We start from the raw sequence: 20,187 nt of genomic DNA, 5'->3' as shown, positions 1-20,187 counted from the left end.
CTCCTGTGAGAAAGGGGCTGGAGCCGTGCTTCAAATGAAGATTGCTCATGATCAAGGCGGGGGATTATCGAGGATTTTACCGGCAAGCGGCCATTGCCAGGGTGGCCTGGGCGTATTTCTGACGAGGGATCAGCAGTTGGGCCGGGCCGGGATGCAGCTGTTCGGCCATGGCCAGGGCAGCACTTTCGGCAACGCCGTAGCAGCCGGTGCGTTCAAAGGCGATCTGTGAACGGTGGCTGAGGCGCAGGGCATAAGGTGCCAGTTGCATGCTGCTGAAACAGGTCAGTGGCAGTGCCAGTTGCTCGGCCAACTCCAGCAGACCGGGCTCGGCCTGTTTCAGGTCGATGCTCGCCAGGGCGAAAACCTGCTGCGTATCGATGCGATGGGCTTCCAGCACCTGATCCAGCAGCGCGCGCAGCGTGGTCACCGGGCAGCCTTTCTGGCAGCCCAGGCCGACCACCAGGGTCGACGCTGCGCGCACTTCGATCATGCCGAGTACTGATCCGTGTTCCTGCGCCGGAACAACCAGGCGCTGATCAGCCCGAGGGCCAGCCAGAAGGCGGCATTGGTCAACTGCGAGGCGATTTTGAATTGTGCCTCCAGCTCTTCCGGGGCCAGCATCGAATGCACTTCCGGTTGTGGCGCGCCGATCACGTGAGGCACGGCGATGATGGCCGCGCCCAGCAGTTTCAGCAGCCAGTTGCCGGCGAACACGATCAGGGCAAGGCCCACGGCGGTGGAAGCGGCAGCGCCGACCCACCACACCTGGCGCTGTACCAGGTCGGCGGCGGCGGTGCCCGGCAACTCCGGTGGCAAGCCCAGGGTCGGCGCCAGGCAGAAGGTCGCATAACCCGCCAGGCCCCAGAGCAGGCCCTGGGAGGTGCGGCTGGGCGCCCGCAGGGTGTAGAGCCCGGCCAGCATCAGGGCGAAGCCGACGGCCACCACCAGATTGCCGCCCGTGGTGGACAGCACTCGCTGCCAGCCATCTTCCGGTTCCCAGGCTTCGGCGTCGTGGCTGTGGCCGGCCATGGCGCCTTCGGCGTGTTCATGGACTTCTGCGGCCGGGGCCTTTTCATAGGTTTCCGCCTGCAGAATCAGCGGGGCCACCCAGAAGCTTTGCAGCAGGGTCAGCAGCAAGGCCGCCAGCAACCCGGTGAACCCTGCGGTTTGCGCAATACGCTTGATCATGTCGGCAGGTCTCAGTGGCAAGGGAAAGCAGCGCTGTGACGGGTGTCGTGGGCGGCGTTGTGCACCGCTTCGATATGGGAGAAGCCGGCGAAGTACACCAGGCAGGCGCCCAGCAGCGAAGCGCCGATGGCGGCCACCAGGCGCTGGCTCAGGGTGGAGGTGCTGCTGGTGGAATGGCTGGTGCTGCTGATGATCGACATGGCGCTTCCCTCTGGAGTGTCAGCGGGGAGAGTGGCGCAGGAAAACCCCGCGTGACCGGCACGCAGGGTTTGCAACAGCGCCCGCCCACCGCGGGTTTGTTATGTGTGTGTTGCGGGCCGGTCTCCGGGCTGGCGAGGGGCAGGGGCCGAGTCATGTCGGACCGTGCCGGCAAGTGTCGCCTTCCCATGCCTTGGCACAGTGGATCTGACACTTCGCTCGCTTACCGTTGCGGGGGCAGCACCGGACTGGTCACGGCTTTTGTAGTAAAGCACGTGATTCACCGGTTTCCCGTTTCACCCTGTGAAGGGCACCCGTAACAAGGCGCGTAGGAAATCATGGCCGGGGTAACGTCGTCAATTGCGGACGCCGGCGCATTGCCGATTGACCGTCCCCCGCGCTCTGCGTAGCCTTGCGCCTTCGAGGTTCTTCGGCCAGCGGTCGAAGCTAAGAAGGGAACGCGGTCGATGCCGCGGCTGCCCCCGCAACTGTGAAGGGTTTCATTTCTGCAAGGCCACTGCATTCGCGTCCGGAACGCCTGCGGGAAGGCGCAGAAACCGCCAGTCCAATGACTGGCAAGCCCTCAGCCAGGAGACCTGCCTCGATCCCAGATTCTCACTACAACCGGGCGGGGTGATCCGGTGGCGAAATCTCCGCGCGCCCCTGCGCTGCGGCTCTCGTCCCGTTTGCCCGCCACCTTTGCCAAGGGGCATCCGATGAAAACACTGGCCAAACTTCCCGTCACCATCGTCACCGGCTTCCTTGGCTCGGGTAAGACCACCTTGCTGCGGCACATGCTGGATAACGCCCAGGGCCGGCGCATCGCGGTCATCGTCAACGAGTTCGGCGAGCTGGGCATCGATGGCGAGATCCTCAAGCAATGCTCCATCGGCTGCACCGAGGAAGAGGCCAGTGGCCGGGTCTATGAACTGGCCAACGGCTGCCTGTGCTGCACCGTGCAGGAAGAGTTCTTCCCGGTGATGCGCGAACTGGTGGCGCGCCGCGGCGATCTGGATCACATCCTCATCGAAACCTCCGGCCTGGCCTTGCCCAAGCCCCTGGTCCAGGCCTTCCAGTGGCCGGAAATCCGCAGCGCCTGCACCGTCGATGCAGTGATCACCGTGGTCGACAGCCCTGCCGTGGCCGCTGGCACCTTCGCCGCGTTTCCCGATCAGGTGGACGCCCAGCGCAAGCTCGACCCCAACCTGGACCACGAATCGCCCCTGCATGAGCTGTTCGCCGACCAGCTGTCCAGCGCCGATCTGGTGATCCTCAACAAGACCGACCTGATCAACCCCGAAGACCTGGCCAAGGTGCGCCTGGAAGTGGCCGAAGAGCTGCCGCCAGCAGTCAAAGTCATCGAAGCCAGCAGCGGCCGCCTGCCGCTGGACGTGCTGCTGGGCCTGGGCGCCGGCTCCGAGGAGCACATCGACGGCCGCCACAGCCACCACGATCACCACCACGACGGTGACGACGACCACGACGATCACGATCACGACGCCTTCGATTCCATCTCCATCGAACTGCCCCAGGCCGACGAAAGCCTGCTGCTGGACGCCCTGACCCAACTGGTGGTCAAGCACGGCATCCTGCGGGTCAAGGGTTTTGCCGCGATCCCCAACAAGCCGATGCGTCTGCTGATCCAGGGCGTGGGCACGCGCTTCGACAAGCACTTCGACCGCAAGTGGGGTGCTGACGAAGCCCGCACCACGCGCCTGGTGCTGATCGGCCAGGAACTGGACGCCGCTCAGCTCGAAGCGCAACTGCGCGCCGCCCTCAGCGTGTAACCCATGCACCTGCTCAGGACCCAGCCCGGCGGTTTCGTGTCGGATGACAACATTGCCGACCTTGGACAGACCCCCGCCGAGCTGGTGATCCTGTGCAGCGGCGACTCCAGCCTGGCGCTGCTGGCGGACGCTGCCGAGCAATTGCCCGAGGACTACCCCAGCTTTCGCCTGGCCAACCCGATGCAGGTGCAGAACCATGCGTCGGTGGACCTGTATGTGGACGAAGTGCTGCGCCACGCCAAGGTGATCCTGATTTCCCTGCACGGCGGCATTGGTTACTGGCGTTACGGCGTCGAACGGCTGGTGGAACTGTCCCGACGCGGAGTGCAGTTGATCCTGGTGCCGGGGGACGATCGCCCGGACCCGGAGCTCAGCGACCTGAGCACGGTGCCGGCCACCGAGCGTGATCGCCTGTGGCAATACTTGCGTCAGGGCGGCCGCGATAACGCCTTGAACTTCTATCGTTGCCTGGCCAGCGGTCTGCTGGGGCGCGACTACCCCTGGAGCGAACCGCAGACCCTGCCACGCACGGCGATCTATCACCCACACAAAAGCCAGGCCACCCTCAGCGACTGGCAGGCCGATTGGCAGCCCGATCAAGCAGTGGCGGCGCTGCTGTTCTACCGTTCCCACCTGCAGGCGGCCAACACCGGTTTTATCGATCTGTTCTGCCAGCGCCTGCAGGCGGCGGGGCTCAACCCCTTGCCGATGGCCGTGGCCAGCCTCAAGGAAGTCGGTTGCCTGAGCCAGGTGGAAGACTGGCTGGATGCAACCGCGGCCGGGGTGATCCTCAATACCACCGGCTTTGCCCAATCCAGCCCCGAAGCCCCGCACCTGCGGCCGTTCCGGCGCAATATTCCGGTGATCCAGGCCATTTGCGCCCAGGACAACGAACCCGGCTGGCGTGACAGCGAGCAGGGCCTGGGGCCGCGGGACCTGGCCATGCACATTGCCTTGCCGGAACTGGACGGGCGCATCATCAGCCGGCCCATCAGTTTCAAGGACCTGGCCTGGCGCAGCGAGCGCAGCCAGTCGGATGTGGTCTGCTATCGCGGCCAGCCCGAGCGCATGGATTTTGTCGCCGAACTGGCTCGACGCTGGGTCGAGCTGGGACGCCTGGACAATGGCCAGAAGCGCATTGCCCTGGTGCTGGCCAACTACCCGACCCGGGATGGTCGTATTGGCAACGGCGTCGGCTTGGACACCCCGGCCGCCGCGCTGAACATCCTCAAGGCCCTGCACGCCGAAGGCTACCCGCTGCCGGCCGAGTTGCCCGCCAGCGGCAGCGAGCTGATCCGGCAACTGCTGGGCGGGGTCAGCAACGACCTGGACAGCCTCGACCAACGCCCGTGTCAGCAAAGTCTGGCCCTGGACAATTACGCGGTGATGTTCCAGGCCTTGCCGGAAGCCAATCGTCAGGCCGTGCTAGCGCGCTGGGGTGCACCGCAGCAAGACCCGATGTTCCGCGACGGGCGGATGATGATCGCTGGCCTGCGCTTTGGCCTGACCTTCGTCGGCATCCAGCCGGCCCGGGGTTATCAGGTGGACCCCAGCGCGGTCTATCACGACCCGGATCTGGTGCCGCCCCATGGCTACCTGGCGTTCTACTTCTGGCTGCGCCAGACCTACGGCGCCCATGCGCTGATCCATGTCGGCAAGCACGGCAACCTGGAATGGCTGCCGGGCAAGGGCGTCGGCCTCTCGGAGAGTTGCTGGCCGGATGCGCTGCTGGGCCCGCTGCCGAACATCTACCCGTTTATCGTCAACGATCCGGGGGAGGGCGCCCAGGCCAAGCGCCGCACCCAGGCGGTGATCATCGACCACCTGATGCCGCCCCTGACCCGTGCCGAAACCTACGGCCCGCTGCGTAATCTGGAGCTGCTGGCGGACGAGTACTACGAAGCCCAACTGCTGGATCCACGTCGTGCCCGGGAGCTGCAGCGGGACATCCTGCAACTGGTGCGCGAGACCCACATCGACCGCGAGTTGCAACTGGGCGAGCAGCTCGACAGCGACGCCGATGCGGCGATCTGGCTGCCGCGCCTGGACACTTACCTGTGCGACCTCAAGGAATCGCAGATCCGCGATGGCCTGCATGTGTTCGGCGAATCCCCTGACGGCCGACTGCGCATCGACACCCTGCTGGCCTTGCTGCGCATTCCCCGGGGCGATGGCAAGGGTGCCCACGCCAGCTTGCTGCGAGCTTTGGCCAAGGCCTTCGGCCTGGGCTTCGATCCCCTGGACTGCGCCCTGGCCGAGCCCTGGACCGGGCGCCGTCCGCAGCCGTTGCAACGGCTCAGCGAGGCCTTGTGGCGCACGGCGGGTGACGTGCGCGAACGCCTGGAGCTGTATGCCGCAGCCTTGATCGAAGCCGCGCTCCAGGGCCCGGTGGCGCAGTTGGACGAGGCGGGCTGGGAGCCGGTGCAGGTGATCATCGAGGCGTTGCGCGAGGTGGTCGCCCCGCGCCTGGACGCTTGCGGCCCCGCAGAAATGCGCGGCCTGCTGGACGCCTTGAGCGGCCGCTTCGTTCCCGCCGGCCCCAGCGGTGCGCCGAGCCGTGGCCGTCTGGACGTGCTGCCCACCGGGCGCAATTTCTATTCGGTGGACGTGCGCAACCTGCCCACCACCACCGCCTGGCGCATCGGTTTCCAGTCAGCCAGCCTGATCCTCGAACGCCACCTGCAGGACCACGGCGACCACCTGTTGCAGTTGGGCCTGTCGGTCTGGGGCACCGCCACCATGCGCACCGGCGGCGACGACATTGCCCAGGCCATGGCCCTGATGGGGGTGCGTCCAGTGTGGGCCACCGGCAGCCAGCGGGTCGACGATTTCGAGATCCTGCCCCTGAGCCTGCTGGACCGGCCCCGAGTTGACGTAACCCTGCGGGTGTCCGGGTTCTTCCGTGACGCCTTCGCCAACCTGATCCGCCTGTTCGACGCGGCGGTGCAAGCGGTGGCGGCCCTCGACGAACCCGATGACATGAATCCGCTGGCGGCCAGAGTCCGCGCTGAACGCGCAGCCTTGATTGCCTCCGGTCTGGATCAGGACACCGCCGCGCGTCAGGCCGGCTGGCGGATCTTCGGCGCCAAGCCCGGGGCCTATGGCGCCGGGGTCCAGGGGGCCATCGACGGCCGCCTGTGGCAGAGCCGCGAAGACCTGGCCGAGGTCTACTTGAACTGGGGCGGCTACGCCTATGGCGGCAGCGACGAAGGCACTGCCGCCCGTGAGCAGTTCGCCTCCCGCCTGAGCCAAGTACAGGCGGTGCTGCAGAATCAGGACAACCGCGAGCACGACCTACTGGATTCCAACGACTACTACCAGTTCCAGGGCGGCATGCTGGCGGCGGTGGAAAGCCTCAGCGGCGCCAAGGCCGCCAGCTACCACGGCGACCACAGCCAGCCGGACCTGCCGAAGATCCGCACGCTCAAGGAAGAACTGAACCGGGTGATCCGCTCGCGGGCGGCCAATCCGAAGTGGATCGAAGGGGTCAAGCGCCATGGTTACAAGGGCGCCTTCGAAATGGCCGCGACCCTGGACAACCTGTTCGCCTTCGACGCCACCACCGAGCTGATCGACGATCACCAATACGCTTTGCTGGCGGACGCCTACCTGCTGGATGACTCGACCCGCGAGTTCGTTCGCCAGCATAATCCCCACGCCCTGCGCGACATGACCGAGCGCCTGCTGGAGGCTCAGCAGCGTGGCTTGTGGCAAGAGCCCGGCGATTATCGTGAAGCCCTGGAAAACCTGCTGCTGGATATAGAAGAAGATTCCTGATTCGGCGTAGATCGCGAGCAAGCTCGCTCCTACAACGGCAATGCCCTACCTGTAGGAGCGAGCTTGCTCGCGAAGGCGTCCTCCCAGACACCCCTGACCCGACCCAAGCGAGACCCCGACATGAGCGACACCCCCCATTTTCCGCTGTCCGCTGTGGTCGGCGCCGACGCCCTGAAACTGGCCCTGTGCCTGACCGCCATCGACCCGAAGATCGGCGGTGTGCTGATCGAAGGCCCCCGGGGCATGGCCAAGTCGACCCTGGCCCGGGGCCTGGCCGACCTCTTGGCCAGCGGGCAGTTCGTCACCTTGCCCTTGGGCGCCACCGAAGAGCGCCTAGTGGGCACCCTGGACCTGGATGCCGCCCTGGGTGAAGGCCGGGCGCAGTTCTCCCCGGGGGTTCTGGCCAAGGCGGACGGCGGCGTGCTCTATGTCGATGAAGTCAACCTGCTGCCCGATCACCTGGTGGACCTGCTGCTGGACGTGGCCGCCAGCGGCACCAACCTGATCGAGCGCGACGGCATTTCCCATCGCCATTCGGCGAAATTCGTGCTGATCGGCACCATGAACCCGGAAGAGGGCGAACTGCGTCCGCAACTGCTGGACCGCTTCGGCCTCAACGTCGCCCTCAGTGGCCAGACTGCGCCGCTGGAGCGCGGGCAGATCATCCGGCGGCGCCTGGATTTCGACAGCGATCCCCAGGGCTTCTGCGGCCAATGGGCCGAGGCACAAACAGCGTTGCGCGAGCGTTGCCAGCAGGCCCGAGCCCTGCTGCCAGCCATCGCCCTCGATGACCGGTCCCTGGAGTTGATCACCGAGCGTTGCTTTGCTGCAGGAGTCGACGGCCTGCGTGCCGATCTGGTGTGGTTGCGGGCCGCCCGAGCCCACGCCGCCTGGCGCGGTGCGAGCGCCATCGCCGAGGAGGATATCGACGCGGTGGCCGAGTTCGCCTTGCGCCACCGCCGCCGGGAGATTGCGCCCAACGCGCCTCAATCAGGACAAAGCCCCCAGGCACCGGCATCACACAACGCTCAGCCCAGCGAAGGCCAGGGCCAATGGGGCGAAATGCCGGCCCAGGCCCTGCCGACCGGCGCCCGTCGTGAAGTGCCCAGCTGGCCAAAAAAGCCCTAGGCATTCGTCCCCGCACTGACCGGGGGGCGGATGCCAAGCCCCGGGCGGGGCACCTGGATCAGGGCCGGCAAGGCAAAAGCCGCGAGGCCCGCGCCGGTTCCATCAACTGGCCCGGCACCTTGCTCAAAGGCCGGCCGCGCCTGCGCCAAGACCTGCTGTTTCGCCTGCGCAGCCGCGCGCCCCATGAACTGTGGCTGGTGATCGTCGACGCCTCGGCCTCGACCCGTCGGCACTCGGCCCTCAGCGACGCCAAGGGCCTGCTGGCGCAACTGTTCGACGACGCCTACCGCCGGCGTGCGCGCCTGGCCCTGCTCACTGCCAGCGGCCAAGCGCCCCGTTGGCAGGTCCAGGGCCTGAAAGCCTCCAAGGACCTGCGCCACTGGCTCGACGGTCTCGGAGCTGGCGGTGGCACGCCCTTGCTACAAGCGTTGGCCGAGGCCGCCCAATGGCTGGAACAGCGCCAGCGGCGCCTGCCGGCGGAGCGCCAGCGCGTGCTGCTGATCACCGATGGCCGGCTGAAAACCCTACCCGCCCAGATACCCCTCAACTGCCCGACCTTGATGCTCGACATCGAACGCGGCCCGATCCGCCTGGGCCGCGCCCGGGAACTGGCGCAGCTTCTCAACGCCGACTACCGCCACCTCGACGCCCCCGTGTAGGAGCTGGCTTACCAGCGAAGGCGTCGTCCGGTGCGGTGCAAGGCTTGCGGGCCTCTTCGCCGGCAAGCCGGCTCCTACAGGGGGCGGGGCGGTTCGAGGGATACCCATCTCCCCGTAGGAGCTGGCTTGCCAGCGAAGGCGTCGGTCGGGACGGTGCAAGGCTTGCGGGCCAATTCGCCGGCAAGCCGGCTCCTACAGGTGGCGGGGCGTTTCGAGGGATAAACATCCCCCCGTAGGAGCTGGCTTGCCAGCGAAGGCGTCGGTCGGGACGGTGCAAGGCTTGCGGGCCTCTTCGCCGGCAAGCCGGCTCCTACAGGGGGCGGGGCGGTTCGAGGGATACCCATCTCCCCGTCGGAGCTGGCTTGCCAGCGAAGGCGTCGGTCGGGGCGATGCGTGACTTGCGGGGGCCTAGTGCCTGGGTATCGCGGGAACGGCTACGCTTTGCGCTGTCTTTCACAGGAGTGAATCCATGCGGGTACTGGTGCGTAACGATAAGGACGATTTCCGGGTCAAGGCCTATGCCGGGACCAACGGCGTGTTGCTGGCCATGGATCTGGATGCGTCGCGGCGCAAGGGGCTGCTGGGCTTCGCCATCGAGAAACAGGTCGACAGCAAGCCCTGGCTGTTTCTGTTCAATAGCCTGACCTTCCCCGGCAAGCCCCACACCTTCCCCCAATACAACGCCACCCCCAGCGATCAGGCGCCGCTGCAGAAATTTCGCTGGGCCGACTACGCGGTCCGTCCCGGCACCACCCTCAACTATCGGGTTCACCTGGCCTACGGCAGTCCCGATGCACTGCAACTGGGTGAGGCCCTGGAACTGAGTATCACCGCCGACAACGGCCAGCCCCCGGGGCAACGGGTGATCTTCAACCGTGCCGTGGCCGCCAGCCAGGCCTTCTCGCGCAAGTTTCCCGAACTGGATGGGTTGCTCAGCAGCAACAAGAAACTGCCCATCGAGGCCTGGCCCGACGCACCCCGGCAATGGCTGGAAAACGGTTTGCTGGAGGAGCTTCTGGGGTTTATCCAGCGCGCCACGGATGCCAGCTGGAGCCTGGATATCGCCATCTACGAGTACCAGTTGCAGGCCGTCATTGACGCGGTCAACGCCGCCTTCGACCGTGGCGTGCAGGTGCGGGTGCTGTACCACGCCGGCCCCGGGGACGACGACACCACGCAGAACCAGGCCAGCCTGCAGCACCTGCCCGAGGACAGTAAACGCGGGCGGGTGACCCACGCGATCTTCCACGACAAGTTCATCGTCCTCAGCCGCCTCGACGCCGCCGGCCAGCGTCAGCCCGAAGCGGTGCTCTGCGGCAGCACCAACTTCACCGCCAACGGGGTCTACCGCCAGGCCAATGTGCTGCACAGCCTCGATCACCCGGACATTGCCGGGCGCTATTTGCAGGTATTCGAGCAGATCTGGCAGGCGCCGACGGACGTGGGTGCCACCCGCAAATGGTTGACCCAGAACAATCCCATGCAGCCTGATGCACCGCTGTTCGCCGGTTTTTCCCCGCGCAGCGGTCAGGGCGATCTCAGTGAGTTCGTCGACATCATCAACAGCGCCCGCCGCGACCTGCTGTTCGTCACCGCCTTCGCTTTGCCCGACAGCATTCTCGACGCCTTGCTCGGCCAGCCCCACGACGATGTCCTGCGTTATGGCCTGCAAAACACCGCCAGCCGTATCACCGGCTTCCACGCCGACCGCACCGCCGAATTCGCCGCCACCGCTTTGCTCAACAATGGCCTCGAGGGCTGGCTCAAGGAGGGCCTCAAGGGCCAGAAGGGCAACCTGCTGGTGCACACCAAGGCGCTGGTTACCGACTTCACCAGCGAGGCCCCGGTGATCATCAGCGGCAGCCACAACCTCAGCGTCGGCGCCAGCCAGAGCAATGACGAGAACTTCCTGATCATCCGTGGCGACACCGATCTGGCGGATCGCTACGGCCTGGAACTGCTGCGTTTCTACGAGCATTACCGGTTTCGCTATTTCGCCAGGCAGTTGGCCCTGAAACAGGTCCAGCCCCTGGCGATGGACGACAGCTGGAGCAATGACTACTACCTGGACGGCGACCTGCGCCAGCTGTCGCGCCTGCGTTTTTCCGGGCGCTGAACCGAGCCGCCGAACGGCCTGCCACCGGTCCGCTTTTACGGGGCCGGAACAGGCAAATTGATATCACCTGATCTAGCGTTGCCAGCGGAGCGAGCGCTCCCTCCGCAACGGAGCCTTTTCAGGGAGATAAATCATGGTTTATATACGGCGTGATGTAGGGAAATTGAGCGGCGATTGGGACCCGACCCTGTTGTGGTATGCCAGAGCGGTGGGCGTCCTGCGCCAGCGCCCGATCACCGATCGCACCAGTTGGCGATTCCTCGCGGCAATTCACGGGTTCTCCGAGTCGTGGTGGAGGATGGACGGCTACCTCAAGGCCGGTGAGGCACTGCCCAACGAAGCGGAACAGCTGCTGTACTGGGACCAGTGCCAGCATGGCAACTGGTTCTTCCTGCCCTGGCACCGCGGTTACCTGGCGTCCTTCGAACAGATCGTCCGCGATGTGGTCGTCCAGCTGGGTGGTCCCAAGGATTGGGCGCTGCCTTACTGGAATTACAACGAGGGGCAGCAGTCCCTGCACCTGCCCGCGTGCTTTGCCGCCAAGACCCTGCCCAACAATGAGGGGGCCAACCCGCTGTATGTTGAAAAGCGCTTTGGCCTTTCGGGCGACGGCAACGTGGTGCTCGATGGCAGCCTGATCGGTCTCGGCTGCCTGGATGATCCGCTGTACGAAGGCAATGTCAGGGGCACCCCGCCAGGGTTTGGCGGCGTGCCGGATTCCTCGCTTGACAGCGGCGTCCCCGGCGGCCTGGAGTCGTCCCCGCACAACATCGTCCATACCGAAGTGGGTGGCTACGACCAGGTGCGAACCGCACCCGACGGTTCTCGGTATACGGTTCGTGGCCTGATGAGCTATCCCAATACCGCCGCGCTGGACCCGATCTTCTGGCTGCACCATGCCAATATCGACCGCTTGTGGCAGGTCTGGCTAGACAGCTCCGCCGATCACAGCAACCCCGACAAATCGGACTGGTACAACGCCCCCGACAGCTTGAGCCGGTCGTTTATCGTACCCACCGTCAGCGGCGAGCCGTGGAAGTTCAAGGTGGTGGAGATGCTCGATACCCTGGCGCCCAAGCTCAACTATCGCTATGACACCAGCGCTGCCGCCAAGAGCCCGGTCAACCTGCTGCACCTGCGTTTGCAGCGTCTGGGACTGGAGGCCGATCAACTGCAAAACTTCAGCGCAAACGGAGCACTGATGGCCAAGGAACCGGATACAGAACTGATAGGCGCCAATCGCGCACCGCTGGAAATAGTCGGGCACTCGGTGCAGACCTCGGTGCAGTTGGACAAGCAGGTCACGCAGCAAATGTTCAACAGCCTGAAGTCGAACCTGTTCGCGGCCAGCTTCACGCCGCCGGACCGGGTCTTCCTCAATCTGGAAAACATTCGTGGCAACTGCGATGCGGTGCTGCTGGAGGTCTATGTCAACCTGCCGCCCGATGCCGACCCAAGCCAGCATCCGGAGTTGCGCGCCGGCGTCTTGTCGCTGTTCGGCGTGAGCCAGGCCAGTCGTACCGACCGTGAGCATGGCGGGCACGGCATCACCGAGGTGTTTGAGATCACCGATATCATCGATGCCCTGCACCTGGGGGGTATCACCTCGGCGGATCAGCTGAATATCCGCCTGGTGTCCAGGGCGGCAGTGCTGGCCGAGAACCAGATCACGGTGGCGCGGGTCAGCCTTACCCGGCTGGGCGGTTGAGGGGCGTGCTACGCGGGCTGCGACCTTCGGGCCAGAACCCGCGGCCCTGGTTGCTGCTGACCAGCCTGGTGGGCTGGGGGTGGTTGCTGGGGTCGACGGCGATGCTGTCGATTCCGGCGTTTTGCGGCAGCCTGCCATTGGCCGGTTATGCCCTGGGCTGGCAGGGCATCGAGCAGGCGTTGCTGTTCAATCCACCGCAGCAACTGTTGCTGGGCTGGTGGCTGATGCTGCTTGCCATGCTGCCACTGCTGTTGGTGCAACCCTTGCTCTACGTCTGGCACCGTAGTTTGCGGCGCAAGCGTTGGCAGGGCGTTGCCCTGTTCGTGCTGGGCTTCGGTGCGGTCTGGAGCCTGGCAGGCGTGGTGCTGATGGGGCTGGTGGTGGCGGTTCGGGTGTGGTTTGGCCTGAGTGCGTGGCAGGGTTTTTTCGCCGTGTTGCTGCTGTGCCTGGCCTGGCAGGCCTCGCCGTTCAAGCAACATTGCCTGAACCAGTGCCACCGGCAGCCGCGGATCAGTGCCTTTGGCCTGGGCTACCTGAGGGACTGCCTGGGTTTTGGCCTGTCCGCCGGGGCTTGGTGCGTAGGTTCCTGCTGGCCGCTGATGCTGTTGCCGGTGCTGCTGGAACAGGGGCATGTGGCGCTGATGCTGCTGGGCATGCTGTGGATGCTCTACGAACGCCTGTTGCGGCCTCGGGTCTTGCGCTGGTACTGGCCCTGGCCGCGGCATCCGCGGGGTCTGTCCTAGTCGTTGCCTGAGGTTGCCCAGGGGCGGGGCGCCCGCGATTGCGATCCCGCCCCTGGTAGCCTTTGCCTAAGGCCTACAACCGCGGCGCCGGGCTCACCGTGGCATTGCGCCAGGCGGTTTGCAGTTGCTCCTCGAGCAACGCCGGGACCGGCTTGCCGGGCTGGTTTTCCAGGCTCAGCTTCAGGCCGTTGAGGGAGCGGCCGCTGAGGCGGTTGCCCGCCAGATCCTCACGGAACACCTGTTCCGCCTCGGCATAGCGTTTCTGCGCCAGCAAGGCATAACCCAGGGACTCGCGCAGGGTGTAGTACCAGTCCGGCGGCTCGTTGTAGGCCAGGGCGTCTTGCACCTCCACCGCCTTGCGCCAGGCGGCAATCTGCTGCTGGCCGGCATCGCCCGTCAGGGCCTGCAGGTCAGCGTTGAGGCCCTCTTTAGCGTTGTTGAATACCTGGTTGCCGAGGTTTTTGAGGGCTGCCAGATCCAGTGGGCCGGCAGCACCGGTCTGGGCGCGGTCGAGCAGGATCAGGTTGGCGATGCGCAGCAGCTGCAGCGCCGGATTGTTGCCATATTGCAGGGCGTCCTTGCCGGTCAGGGGCTGGGGCGAGGTGGCGACGGCCTGCCAGAAACCCTTGAGGGCATCACGGGCCTGGTCCTGGTTCAGGTTCTGGGCGCTCAGTTGCCGGTACGCCAGGGCATAGGCTTTCATCAGTTGGGTGTAGGGCTTGGTCAAGTCTTGCCAGGGCTTGTCCGTTCCCTGGTTCGCCTCGCGGCAAGCCTGGTTGATGCTGGCCAGGCCGGCGTCGATCTTCGGTTCGATCCGTGCCAGGGCGTCCCAGTCCTCGAAGCGCACGGCGAAGTAGTAGGGCACCGCGTAGAAGTAGTCGGTCTTGGTCTTGAGCTCTTCGGGGTACTGCTGGCAAAGGAAGGGCACGGCCGAGTAGCGGGTGGTGTTCTCCACCAGTTCCTCGGCCATGTTCAGGGATTCGTTCTGCCGGCCTTCGATGGACAGGGTCCAGGTCAGGAAGTGAATGTTGTGCCCCAGGTAGTGCAAGGCATAGGGGCTTTGCGGCTGGACCTGATGGGCATAGGCGCGGTCCACCGAGACTGCGGTGTAGTTGGCCACGCTGGCCAGGTTGTTGTTGCCGGTGCGCTGGTAGATGTGCGAGGCCATGTGCACCAGATGGCCGATGGCCGGGTTCTGGTCGCGAAAGCGATTGGCCATGGGCAGGCCGCTGTCGGGGAACGGTGATTCTTCGATGGCGTGGATGTAGAAGTGATTGGCCCCGGTGTGCTGCTGGTCCTGGACCAGTACCCGGTTGAGCACTTGCAGGGCCTCGTAGGCGGCGTCGGTCGGCTTGACCTGATTGGATACGGCCTCGGTGCCGTCCCACCATTTCCACGGGTCGCGGCTGAGCAAGGCGTCGGCGTACAGGGTCGCGGCATCGAGGTCGTCAAAGTAGTTTTCCGACAGGGTTTTCATGGCGTCGGCGTAGCGCTTGTTGCCCTCATCGCCGAGGCTGACCTGGCCGTCCTTTTCGCTATACAGGCTCAGCAGTGCCTTGGCGTAGTCCACCTCGCGCTGCAACTGACGCTGGCTGAAGGCGGCTTGTGCGACGCTGTCCTTGAGCCGGGCGCTGGCGTGCTCCAGGGCGATCTGAACCGAGCGGTAGGCCAACTGGTTGCAACCGGTGGTGGCGACACTGTTGATGTTGGAGTTGGCCGACAGCGCGATGCCCCAATAGGGCATGGCCGAGTCTTCGTCGAAGCGGCTGGCCTGGTAGAAGGCGCGGATCGCTGCCGAGAAATTGAAGCCGTATTGCAGGGCCATGCCCTGGCTGTAGAAGGCCTGGACCTGCTCCGGCTGCTTGAGACTGACCAGGGGGTAACGGGTGCCGCCCAGGCCCGAGAGCAGTTGGTCGCCCTCGGTGTCCTGGGGGCTGACGCATTTGTGCAGCACTTGCAGGTAGGGCGTGTCCGGCGGCACCGGGGTGAAGCCGCCACTGTGTTCATCACTGCCGTGGTTCATGGTGTGGGCCAGGGCGCTGGCGCTGGCCAGCAGCAGGCCGGCGGCGAGGGTCGAGCGCAGGAAGGGAACGTCCATGCTGTGTTGCTCCTAAGAGGACATGCTCGGTAGGAGCCGGCTTGCCGGCGCAGGCGGTCTTAGCGACCTGTTCGCCGGCAAGCCGGCTCCTACAGTGGAGGGGCAATGACAACCGCCGGGGTTCAGTCGTTGTCGTGGCTGTGGCGGGCGACGAACAACGGGCCGTCCGGCTTGGCCAGGCGCTTGATCTGCGGTGCCAGGTCCTGCCGGGGAATCACCACCTGGATCAGCGCCGGGCGGTCCTTGATCTGCAGCAGCTGCGGCAGCAACTGTTCCAGCCCGGCCCGGGTCGAGACCTTGAACCCCTCGGCGCCGAAACCCTTGGCCAGGGCCAGGTAGTCCCAGCTTGGCAGGGTGTCGAACGGGGCGAACTGGCCGCCGGGTTCGAAGGCGTTAATGTCGACGAAAGCCTGTTCGATGGCGTAGACCTCGTTGCTCATGACGAACACCAGGGCGTTGATCCGGTTGCGTGCCAGGGTCGACAGCGACTGGCAGATCATCATGAAGCCGCCGTCGCCGGCCACCACGATCGGCCGCCGACCGCTACCCATGGCCACCCCCAGGGCGCAGCCGGTTTCGTGGCCCAGGGAACCCCAGATGGCATCGGCGACAAAGCTGTCCCGAGGTAGGCCGTTGAGGTTGCTGGCGGCATACAGGGCCGAGCTTTCACCGAGGATCAGGCTGCTGCTCGGCCACAGATTCTGTTGCCGGGCAAAACCGTCGAGGATCTCCAGGAACAGGTCGTAGCCCAGGGCATCGTCGGCTGCGCCCTGTTGCAGCAGCGGCGGGCGCGCGGGTTCAGGAACCTGGTTGCGCAGAGGGTAGTCGCTGTCCAGGCCCATGGCCCCCAGCAGCCGTTGCACATAGTCCGGCAGCGGTATGTGGGGGTAGTACTGCAGGCCCGTGCGGGCCAGTTGGCTGTTGACCAGGATGATCCGGCTGAAGTCCTTGTTCAGCAGTTGCAGGTAGTCGTCGGTGAAGATCACCCCCAGGGCGAGGATGCAGTCCACGTCCTGCATGAAGGCCTGGGTCCACAGGCGCGAAGCGGTGCCGGCGCAGGTGCCGATGAACTGCGGGTGACTTTCGTCGACCACGGTCTTGGCTTCCAGGCTGGTGGTGAAGGGCAGGCCGCTGGCCTCGATCAGGCGCATTACCTGCTCCTGCAGGCCGTAGCGGGCCACTTCGATGCCCAGCATGATCAGCGGCGAGCGAGCGCTGCCCAGGCGCAGCAGGCTGGCCTCGATGGCGGCGCGCATCGAGTCCTCGTCGCAGCGGGTGGGCAGCGGTTGCAGTTCGCCCTGAGGGCGCGGGCAAGGTTCGCCCCAGACGTTCTGCCAGGCCTCCAGGTAGATCGGCCGGCGCTCGCTGATGGCCTTGACCAGCGCCTCATCGATCAGCGCCGGCGCGCGCAGGCTGTCGTCAAGGATCAGGCTGGCCACGGTCACCGGCTCGAAGACCTTGCGGCCCACGTCCAGATCACCGGTGGAGTGGTGGAACAGCACATCCTGGGACCAGATCAGGTTGCGGTTCTGCGCCGACGGGCTGGCGCTGATCAGCACCAGCGGATTGCGTTCGACATAGGCGCCGGCAATGGCATTCAGGGCACTGAAGGTGCCGACGCTGTATTGCAGCGATACCGCGCCGATCCCGGTGTAACGGGCATAGCCGTCGGCCGCGTAGGCGGCTGCCATCTCGTTGATCTCGCCCACCGCGTCGATGCCGTCGAAGTCGTCCAGGGCCGACATGAAGTGCGAGACGTAGTCCCCCGGCACCTGGAATACCTTGGTCAGGCCCAGTTGCTGCAGGCGGGTCAGCAGGTAGTCGGCGACGCTGAAATTGTCATTGCTGGTCATGGGCGATCCCCTCGTAGGCGAACTGGGTGACGCTGTCCAGGGTCTTGGCGCAGTCCTGGCAGGGCAGCGGCTGGTCGCCGGGCAGGGTGCAGCCGTCCGGGGTCGGCACCGGCAGCAGGGCATAGTCCTTGGGCAGCCAGTTGGGGCGCTTGAGGCCAAAGAAGTCCTGCAGGGTCGACTCGGCCACGGTCAGCGCGCCTTCCACCCAGCCCTGGCCCATGGAGTAGGCCTCGCCGACGATATGGATCTGCTGGTCGGCCACCGGCTTGCGCATGCGGCACAGGATCTGGTCGATCCGGTAGTTGGCCTTCCATTCGTGCCAGCCGCCGCCGTAGGGATCGGCGTCCCAGGCGTGGTAGACCGCCGAATAGGGGCGTGGCAGCTCCACCTGATCATGCAGTTGAGTGACTTGCATCTGCGCCACCCGGACCATTTCGTCGCTGACCTGGAACTCGCTCCTGGGCACCACTGCCGCGGCTTGCAGTTGCCCGGCGAGGCTGGAGGGCACATGGCCGACAAAGGGCGCACCGCCTTCAAGGCCTTTCCAGAAAGGCACGGTGCCGATGTCGTTGTAGGAGGCCATCAGCAACGAGTTGAGGTTCGGCTGGCCGCCGGGCTGTTCGCACTCGGTGCCCATGTAGTAGACCTGGCGCACCGGCAGGTCGGTGACCGAGCGTCCGGCCACCAGCCCGAGGCTGCGCCACCAGGGCTGTTCGTAGGCCAGAAACAGCTTGAACGCCGACTGCATCAGCACCGAGCCGAGGTTTTCCTTGAGCCAGGGATCGTCGAACAGCGGCGCATCGATCAGCTCCAGGGCGCGACGAGGCATGGCCAGGATGATCTGCTTCGCCTTGACTACCTGGCTGCCGCCGACGTCCCGGGTGCTGCCCTGCTCGGTGACGGTGCTCTGGAAATGCAGGCGATAGGGGAAGTCGCGGTCCTTGGCGTAGCTGATCTGCACCAGGCGCTGGTTCATCTGCACCCGTTGGGCGCCGGGCAAGATCCCTGGCAGCTTGCGGAACTTGGCCTCCAAGGTCAGGGGCAGGCTCTGGAAACCCTTGGTCAGGGTCAGAAACTCGGTGTCGTCGCTGTATTCGGTGGCGGGCAGCTGGGTGACCGCGCTGGCGTTGGCGACGTTGGCGTCGTAGCCGCCGGCGTCCTTCATGAACTGGTAGCCCTCATTGCTCATGACCCGGTACAGCAGGTCCCAGAAGCCGTAGCGCCAGATCTCCTTGCCGAACACCTTGACCTGCATCTGCTGGCACAGGCTGAGCTGGTCGAAGCCCGGGTAGACGTAGTTCATCACCTTGACTTGCAGGTCCTCGGGGCCGAAACCACGTTCGGACCAGGCCAGGTCGTAGGGGATCTTGTGTGGCGCTTCCTTGAAGTCGCGATACCGGAAGCGCTTGCCCCGCAGGTAGAACAGGTTGTTCAGCGAGCCCACTGGGGGCGGCGCGCCCATGGGGAATTTCTGGCTTGGCAGGCGTAACTGCTTGACCAGGCTGTCCACCAGCACATGGCCGGTGGGGCCGGGGATATAGCGCATGCCGCCGACTTCCGCGACCACGTTGGGCAGCCCCGGCAGGTTGATGCTGAACAGCCGGCCGCCGATGCGGTCGCCATATTCGAACAGGCCGACACGCAGTTTTTCACCTTGTTCATGCTGCAGGCGCCAGGCGCTGTAGGTGCCGGACACGCCCCCACCGACCACCGCGACATCGAGTTCGAGTTCTTGAGGTTTCATGCTGAAGTCCTTTTCGCTGGAAGGCGGACAGGGAGGTCCGTCGCGACCTAGTATTGTCCAGTTTTGGCGAAATGCCAGTTTGCCATTAGTGCGTGTTTCGGCCCGTGTGTACGGGGCTTTGAAGATTATTGTCGGACAATATTCGAGGCTGCTGGCGCTGGCCGGCGGGGCCCTCTCCGAGGGGGCTTGAACCGTCGCTGCAGCGTTGGACAGGGCCGCGCCAACTGCGTAGTTTTCACGGACTGCGCACAAGGACTCCGCCATGTCTCCGGACCTGACTTCCATCGAGCTGTTTCTCAAGGCCCTGACCCTGGGCAACCTGTCTCGGGCTGCCGAGCAGTCGCACCTGTCGCTGTCGGCCGCCAGCCGGCGTCTGTCGCTGCTGGAGCAGCACTTCAAGGTGGCGCTGCTGACTCGCACCTCCACCGGGGTGCAGCCGACCGCGGCCGGGCAGGCCCTGGCCGAACATGCCCGGAGCATCCTGCGGGCGGTGGATGTGATGCACGCTGACCTGGCCGACTTTGCCAAGGGCGCCACCGGCCGGGTCAGCCTGTACGCCAACAGCTCGGCGATGAGCCAGGAACTGCCCCGGCAATTGACCCAGTGGAGCGACCTGCACCCGGGGATTCGCGTGGACATCCGCGAGGAGCGCAGCCGCGAGATTCTCCTGGCGGTGCGCGACGGCATCGCCGATGTGGGCATCGTTACCACCTTGCCCCAGGCCCGGGACCTGTACTTCAAGCCCTATTGCCGCGACCGTCTGTGCCTGATCGTGCCCCAGGATCACCCGTTCAAGATGAGCCATGCGCGTTTCCAGGACCTGTTGGGCTACGACTTCGTCGGCCTGGAGGACAACGCCGCCATCACCCCGTTGATCACCGAGGCAGCGGCTGCGGTGAGCATGCCTCTGCGCCTGCGGGTGCAGGTGCGCAGCTTCGAGGCGGTGTGCCGGCTGATCGCTGCCGGGCAGGGCGTGGGGGTGTTGCCCCAGGGCGCGGTGCAGATCTTTCGCAAGGAGATGGCCTTGCGTTTTATCGAAATCGACGACCCCTGGGCCGATCGTCAGATGTTCCTGTGCCGACGTCTGGAGCAACCGTCCCTGGCCAGCCGCGAGCTGTTCGACTACCTGGCTGACTGCGACCAGAGCGGAGCGCCGCCGCCCTAGTCGCGCGCCCCTGGCTGGCTGGC

The 20,187-nt window shown here is 65.5% G+C and carries 14 protein-coding genes and 2 riboswitches; of the genes, 8 read left to right on the top strand and 6 right to left on the bottom strand.

Annotated features, from left to right (window positions below; translation table 11 throughout):
- Positions 1-76: 76 nt before the first annotated feature.
- Genes ACSSVC_RS22750 through ACSSVC_RS22740 form a run of 3 tightly spaced genes read right to left on the bottom strand, consistent with a single transcriptional unit; the run spans position 77 to position 1,388 of the window.
- Positions 77-490, bottom strand: coding sequence for a cobalamin biosynthesis protein (locus ACSSVC_RS22750; protein ID WP_346635319.1), 414 nt, complete (start codon positions 488-490; stop codon positions 77-79).
- Positions 487-1,188 carry a CbtA family protein gene (locus ACSSVC_RS22745; protein WP_346635320.1) on the bottom strand — a complete coding sequence of 234 codons (702 nt, stop codon included), beginning with the start codon at positions 1,186-1,188 and terminating at the stop codon, positions 487-489. Before ACSSVC_RS22745 ends, ACSSVC_RS22750 begins: the two co-directional genes overlap by 4 nt.
- Positions 1,189-1,199: 11 nt before the next feature.
- Positions 1,200-1,388, bottom strand: coding sequence for a CbtB domain-containing protein (locus ACSSVC_RS22740; protein WP_123725945.1), 189 nt, complete (start codon positions 1,386-1,388; stop codon positions 1,200-1,202).
- Between the two features lie 98 nt (positions 1,389-1,486).
- Positions 1,487-1,719, bottom strand: a riboswitch (cobalamin riboswitch).
- Positions 1,720-1,792: 73 nt separating this feature from the next.
- Positions 1,793-2,004: riboswitch (cobalamin riboswitch) on the top strand.
- Positions 2,005-2,102: 98 nt separating this feature from the next.
- Here ACSSVC_RS22740 and cobW point away from each other — a divergent pair.
- From cobW to ACSSVC_RS22705, 7 genes are all read left to right on the top strand, one after another.
- Positions 2,103-3,173 carry a cobalamin biosynthesis protein CobW gene (gene cobW, locus ACSSVC_RS22735; RefSeq protein WP_102881550.1) on the top strand — a complete coding sequence of 357 codons (1,071 nt, stop codon included), beginning with the start codon at positions 2,103-2,105 and terminating at the stop codon, positions 3,171-3,173.
- 3 nt (positions 3,174-3,176) lie between these two features.
- Positions 3,177-6,950 carry a cobaltochelatase subunit CobN gene (gene cobN, locus ACSSVC_RS22730; RefSeq protein ID WP_492611419.1) on the top strand — a complete coding sequence of 1,258 codons (3,774 nt, stop codon included), beginning with the start codon at positions 3,177-3,179 and terminating at the stop codon, positions 6,948-6,950.
- Positions 6,951-7,070: 120 nt separating this feature from the next.
- Complete coding sequence (locus ACSSVC_RS22725) at positions 7,071-8,078, top strand: magnesium chelatase ATPase subunit I (RefSeq protein WP_492611418.1); 1,008 nt, start codon at positions 7,071-7,073, stop codon at positions 8,076-8,078.
- Positions 8,079-8,131: 53 nt separating this feature from the next.
- On the top strand, positions 8,132-8,737 hold the full coding sequence (locus ACSSVC_RS22720; protein WP_346635380.1) for a vWA domain-containing protein: 606 nt from the start codon (positions 8,132-8,134) through the stop codon (positions 8,735-8,737).
- Positions 8,738-9,206: 469 nt separating this feature from the next.
- Positions 9,207-10,853 carry a phospholipase D-like domain-containing protein gene (locus ACSSVC_RS22715; protein WP_346635323.1) on the top strand — a complete coding sequence of 549 codons (1,647 nt, stop codon included), beginning with the start codon at positions 9,207-9,209 and terminating at the stop codon, positions 10,851-10,853.
- Positions 10,854-10,986: 133 nt separating this feature from the next.
- On the top strand, positions 10,987-12,561 hold the full coding sequence (locus ACSSVC_RS22710; RefSeq protein WP_492611417.1) for a tyrosinase family protein: 1,575 nt from the start codon (positions 10,987-10,989) through the stop codon (positions 12,559-12,561).
- Positions 12,562-12,566: 5 nt separating this feature from the next.
- Complete coding sequence (locus ACSSVC_RS22705; RefSeq protein ID WP_346635325.1) at positions 12,567-13,304, top strand: copper chaperone; 738 nt, start codon at positions 12,567-12,569, stop codon at positions 13,302-13,304.
- 73 nt (positions 13,305-13,377) lie between these two features.
- Here ACSSVC_RS22705 and ACSSVC_RS22700 read toward each other — a convergent pair whose 3' ends face one another.
- From ACSSVC_RS22700 to ACSSVC_RS22690, 3 genes are all read right to left on the bottom strand, one after another.
- A complete protein-coding gene (locus ACSSVC_RS22700; protein ID WP_492611416.1) occupies positions 13,378-15,402 on the bottom strand; it encodes a hypothetical protein in 2,025 nt (674 codons plus the stop codon).
- 122 nt (positions 15,403-15,524) lie between these two features.
- On the bottom strand, positions 15,525-17,255 hold the full coding sequence (locus tag ACSSVC_RS22695; RefSeq protein ID WP_492611415.1) for a thiamine pyrophosphate-binding protein: 1,731 nt from the start codon (positions 17,253-17,255) through the stop codon (positions 15,525-15,527).
- Positions 17,242-18,999 carry a flavin monoamine oxidase family protein gene (locus ACSSVC_RS22690; RefSeq protein WP_492611414.1) on the bottom strand — a complete coding sequence of 586 codons (1,758 nt, stop codon included), beginning with the start codon at positions 18,997-18,999 and terminating at the stop codon, positions 17,242-17,244. Before ACSSVC_RS22690 ends, ACSSVC_RS22695 begins: the two co-directional genes overlap by 14 nt.
- Positions 19,000-19,261: 262 nt before the next feature.
- On the opposite strand from ACSSVC_RS22690, the gene ACSSVC_RS22685 reads away from it, so the two are divergent.
- Entirely contained in the window at positions 19,262-20,164 is a 903-nt protein-coding gene (locus tag ACSSVC_RS22685; RefSeq protein WP_346635329.1) for a LysR family transcriptional regulator, read from the top strand.
- The last annotated feature ends 23 nt before the right edge of the window (positions 20,165-20,187 follow it).

Source organism: Pseudomonas sp. E1BtOHC1, assembly GCF_058744285.1.
Note: the sequence above shows the minus strand (reverse complement) of the source record. Positions and strands in the feature narration are given on the sequence as shown.